The following is a 5,216-nucleotide window of genomic DNA, read 5'->3' as shown; positions in this document are numbered from 1 at the left end:
ATGCAAAGTGAATTTAAAGCTGAGTTTGATGTAGAAATTTTATATGAAGATAGCGATATTTTAGTTATTAATAAACCAATTGGTGTTACTGTTCATCCAGCACCAAGTGTAAAAGAGGCCACTCTTGTTGAGTGGCTAAAGCAAAAGGGTTATACGCTTTCAAGTTTAGGTGGAACAGAGCGAGCTGGAATAGTACATAGGCTAGATAAAGGTACTAGCGGGGTAATGGTTGTAGCAAAAAATAATCAAGCACATACAGCACTAAGTCAACAGCTAAGTAGTAAAGATATGGGAAGAATTTATTTAGCACTTTGTGATTTACCACTTAAGGAAAATTGCGTTATAGACAGACCAATTAGCAGACATCCTCAAAATCGCCTAAAAAACGCAGTAGTAAGTAGCGGAAAACCAGCAAAATCAGCCTTTGCTAATATTATTTCAAGCCAAAATCGTAGAGTAAATTTAATTTCAGCAAAGCTTTTTACTGGACGTACACATCAGATTCGTGTCCATCTAGCTAGCATTAATAGGCACATTTTAGGTGATGATTTATATGGTTTTAAGAGCAATAGTGATAAAATAAGCAGAATTTTTTTACACGCTTATATTTTGAGATTGATTCACCCTAAAAGTAATCAAATTATGGAATTTAAAGCCCCTTTGCCTAGTGAGTTTTATGAACTAATTAGTAAGGAATTTAATAAGGAGACAGTAGATGAGAATATTAGCGTCTTGTGTGATATCTTTGGGGGTATTGCTCAGTGGATGCGTTACGACTAAGACAACGCAGATAAATCCAGATCTGCCTACAGTGAGTGGATTAAAGACCATTAGCGATATGACTGAGATTGCATTTGAGTGGCCGCTTATGGCTCAAAGCAATATTAGTGGATTTTATTTATATCGCTCAAATCCAAATGCAAATAATCAGCTAAATGCAATTGCCAAGCTTGAAGATAAATTTATTACTCACTATGTAGATAGCAATCTAGCTCCATCAACTGAGTATATTTACGAGCTTAGAACATATGATAATCAAGGTAATATATCAGCTGAAGGAGAAAGGATTAGCGTTACTACTACGCCATTAATAGAATCAGTATCATTTATCCAAGCGCTATATGGTTTGCCAAATAAGATAAAAGTTTTATGGCGCCCACATCCAGATTTAAGAGTGGTTTCATATATATTAGAAAAGAGTGCTTTATCAAGCAATAACTGGCACGAAGTTGCTCGTATAAATGGCAGATTAAATGTCGAATATATTGATAACGATGTAAATCCAGGTCAAAGCTATAGATATAGAATCTTAGTCAAAACTCATAACGGTATAATCTCTGCGCCTAGCAAGGTCGTAGATGCACAGACTAAAATCTTGCCAAATATGGTTACAGGGCTTAGCGCAAGCGTAAATTTGCCTAAAAAAATTATGCTAATGTGGGAGCCAAATTCAAATGATGATTTTGACCACTATGCTATTTATAGAGCAACAAATGATATCTTTCCAATGACTAAGGTTGCCACAACAACAGCAACAGAATATGAGGACTTAATCAATGATAATGGAGTAAATTATCATTATAAAGTTACAGTAGTAGATAGAGATGGTTTAGAGAGCCCTCGTCAAAATGCTTCAGTAGTAGGCTCAACCTTGCCAGCGCCTAAAGAGCCAGTATTTAGTTATGCTAGATTTAATGGTTTATTAGTAGAGCTTAGCTGGAATCAAAGTAGCGACTCAAGGGCGCTTAAATATAAAATCACAAAAACAAGTAGCAATGGTGAGGATATCATTTATGATATCGATGGGTTAAGTTATAGCGATACTCAGGTTCAAAAAGGTGTAGAATATACATATAAGATTCAAGCCGTTGATGAATATGGCTTAGAGTCTAAATATAGTCAAAAAGCAGTGGTGATAACTAAATAATGCCAAATATTGTAGCAAAAAATTTAAAAAATGTAGAACTTCCGGTTAAATTTAATGAAGTTGAATTTATTTGGGAAGCTAAAAGTAATGATGAGAAATTAGTGTATACTAAAGCACTTGGGTGCGAGTTTTGCCTAGTAGTAAAAGATAGAGGCAATAGCTATGTAATAAAGTGCGATAAGCTTACTAGACCAGCTAAGCTTGAAGCTGTGCAAATGGCGCTGGAGGCTTATAAGCAGCTATTTGCTAGCGATGTAATAAGCCAAGCTACAGCAATTAAGAAGCCTAAAAATTTAGAGAGCAAATATATAATAAATAGCGATGAATTGCTAAATAGACTTGAAGACTGTGAGTATAAGAGGATTTTTGTAGAGATTGGCTTTGGTAGCGGTAGGCACTTGCTTTATCAAGCAAAAGAAAATCCAGAAGCACTTATAATCGGTATAGAAGTCTATAAGCCAGCATGTTTACAAGTAGAAAATTTAGCTGGAATAAATGGGCTAAAAAATATCGTTTTATTAAATTTAGATGCTAGATTGGTGATGAGCTTGCTTAAATCAAATAGTATAGATAGGCTATTTTTACACTTTCCAGTACCGTGGGGTAAGAGCAAAATGCGTCGAGTAGTTAGTCCGCAATTTGCCTTGGAGTGTCAGCGTACTTTAAAAGATGGTGGAACATTTGAGCTAAGAAGCGATGATAGGGATTATACAGATTTTACAATTGGTTGCTTTATGGATCTTAAAAATGCCAATATGCAGATATTTAAAAATAGATTTTTAGAGATTTCAAGCAAGTATGAAGATAGGTGGATTAGACAAAATAAAGATATTTATGATGTAATTTGCGCTTTTTATGGTAGTAGTGATGAGTTAGATTTGGATTTTAAATTTGAGTTTAGTGGATTAGAATTAGAATATATAAAATCAAATTTTGCCAATAAAACTATAAAATATAGCGATCATTTTATCCATGTAGAGCGAATTTATATTTTAGACAACGGTGATGCATTGGTTAGAGTAGCGTTTGGGTCTTTTTATAGACCAGAGCATAGATATTTATTAATTTCTAGACAAAATACTATCTATTTATTTAAAAAACCATTACTAACACCGGAAAATATTAAGGCTCATAATAATTTAGAGGATATGCTAAAATGCGCCACATTGTAGAAGCTAGAGATCTGATTTTAGAGTATGATAAGAGCTTTAGAGTTATAAATAAGGCAAATTTTAGCATCAATGTCAATGATTTTGTCTTTATTACTGGCAAAAGTGGTAGTGGTAAATCTACTTTAATTCGCTCTATGTATGGCGATATGGCTATTAGTGATGGAAGTTTAAATGTTTGCTTAAATGAACTTAAAGGTATTAATCGTTCTAGTTTAGCACTTCTTCGTCAAAGAGTTGGAATAATTTTCCAAGATTTTCGCCTAATAAATGAATGGAATGTAGAGAGAAATGTAATGCTTCCACTAATTATTAAAGGTTATAATCAAAATGTGTGCAAAAAGCAAGCCGCAAAGCTTTTAAACCATGTAAATTTACTACACAAATCTGATAGGTTTCCGCTTGAATTAAGTGGTGGAGAGCAGCAAAGGGTTGCTATGGCTAGAGCTTTGGCTCATAATCCTCAGCTACTATTATGTGATGAGCCAACTGGAAGTTTAGATGATTACTCAAGCGAAGTAATATGGATGCTACTTCGCTCAGCAAGAGAAGCGCTTGGTACTTGCGTGGTGGTCGTAACGCATAAGATTCCAGCAGGTTTAAGAATGAATTATCGTCACTTTGAGTTATCAAATGGAGAGGTAAATGAGATCATTTAAGAGCCATATTAGCGTTATTTTTCCGCTTTTAATTTTGCTTTTTGCGATTGAATTTAGCCTAATGCTGGGCAAATTTGTGAGTGATTATGAAATAAAAATGGCAAATGATTATAATATTATAATTGTCTCAGAAAACAATCTAAACCAAGAGTCATTAATGTCGCTTATTCCTACTTTTGCTTCCCTTACTAGTCTTGATCCAAAAAGTGTTTTAAACCGTCTTAAAAATGATATATCATCTAAGAATATATCTGTACTAATTAGTATTCTACCAAAATTCTACTCACTCAAACTGACTAAATTTCCATCAAAAGAGACAATGGAAGATATTAAAGAAAATTTGAGCAAAATTCAAAGTATAAAACGAGTCGAGACATTTTCTAAAACACACGATCAAGTCTATAATATGCTAGTTTTATCTAAAAATGTAGCTGAGTGTTTTGCGTTTATGGTTGGGCTTTTAGGACTTGTTTTAGTGTTTAAACAGATGAGAATTTGGCTTTATGAGCACCGTAGGCGTGTTGAGATTATGACTCTTTTTGGGGCGCCGTATTGGCTAAAATCTGCTATGCTTTATAAGCTTGCTGTGGTTGATAGTATTATTGCTACTACGCTTGTAGTGGTATTTTATGCGATTTTTCCAGCACTTCCTAGTTTTCAAAGTGCAATTTTTTCTATTGGATTTGAACAGCCAAATTTAAATCTTTTTAGTGATGCTTTGATTTTATTTAGTGCTTCTATTAGTATATCTATTATCGCAGTTAGTCTTGTTATGCTATTTTCAAGGCGTTCGTAAATGATTAGATTTTTGCTTATTGGCTTGATTTTTTCTTCGCTTTTTGGCGCAAATGTCTCTGATAAAATTAAAGATCAAAAAAATAGTATTGATTCAGCCAAAAAGCTTGAAAGCCAGATAAATAAAAAGCTTGAAGAGTTAGCTAATGATATAATTGCTGGCAATAAAGCTGTGCAAAATACTGCTAAGCAGATTGAAGAGCTAGCTAAGCAAGTTGAGGAATTAGAAGATAGTGCTCATAGTGCTAATCTTGAATTAGATAAGCTTACTAGCCAAAATGGTGAGCTAATTCGTAGTCAAAAAGATATGGAGCTTAGGCTAGTCAAAATTATAAGCGAAGATTTTGCCTACGATTTAGTAGCGCCAAATGATTATAGTGAAAGTCAAGATAGCATAATAGCAACTGAGATTTTAAAAAATTTAAATAGTGTAATGAATAGTGAATTTAAAAAATTAGCTCAAGATTATGAAGAGACTACAAATTTGATAAAATCACAATCAAAAAAGATTGATTCGATTAAATTTGATTTAAAAGAATTTCGCCAAAAGCAAAAAGCTTTAAAATCGCTCCAAGCTAAGCAAAAGAAAAATTTGGAGATTTTAAACCAAGATAAGAGTATATATTCTAAAAAATTAGCCAATATCAAAAAGCAACAAGATGAGAT

5 protein-coding genes and 1 pseudogene are annotated in these 5,216 nt (G+C 33.4%); all 6 read left to right on the top strand.

Going from position 1 to position 5,216, the window contains the following annotated elements:
* The coding region (locus J6V67_RS01445) for an RluA family pseudouridine synthase (RefSeq protein ID WP_291857555.1) at positions 1–780 on the top strand (780 nt) is incomplete at its 5' end.
* Positions 716–1,927: a hypothetical protein gene (locus J6V67_RS01440; protein ID WP_291857553.1), complete on the top strand. Its 1,212-nt coding sequence runs from the start codon at positions 716–718 to the stop codon at positions 1,925–1,927. The genes J6V67_RS01445 and J6V67_RS01440, both read left to right, overlap by 65 nt.
* Positions 1,927–3,099, top strand: a complete 1,173-nt coding sequence (trmB, locus tag J6V67_RS01435) for a tRNA (guanosine(46)-N7)-methyltransferase TrmB (RefSeq protein WP_291857551.1) — start codon at positions 1,927–1,929, stop codon at positions 3,097–3,099. Before J6V67_RS01440 ends, trmB begins: the two co-directional genes overlap by 1 nt.
* Positions 3,084–3,755, top strand: coding sequence for a cell division ATP-binding protein FtsE (locus J6V67_RS01430; RefSeq protein WP_291857548.1), 672 nt, complete (start codon positions 3,084–3,086; stop codon positions 3,753–3,755). The genes trmB and J6V67_RS01430 overlap by 16 nt, the downstream gene beginning before the upstream one ends.
* A complete protein-coding gene (locus J6V67_RS01425) occupies positions 3,742–4,551 on the top strand; it encodes an FtsX-like permease family protein (RefSeq protein ID WP_291857546.1) in 810 nt (269 codons plus the stop codon). Before J6V67_RS01430 ends, J6V67_RS01425 begins: the two co-directional genes overlap by 14 nt.
* Positions 4,552–5,216 (top strand): annotated as a pseudogene (locus tag J6V67_RS01420) (peptidase M23); the annotation flags it as partial.

The organism is Campylobacter sp., from assembly GCF_017646085.1.
Taxonomy (GTDB): domain Bacteria; phylum Campylobacterota; class Campylobacteria; order Campylobacterales; family Campylobacteraceae; genus Campylobacter.
This window is presented reverse-complemented; position numbering and strand designations above follow the sequence as displayed.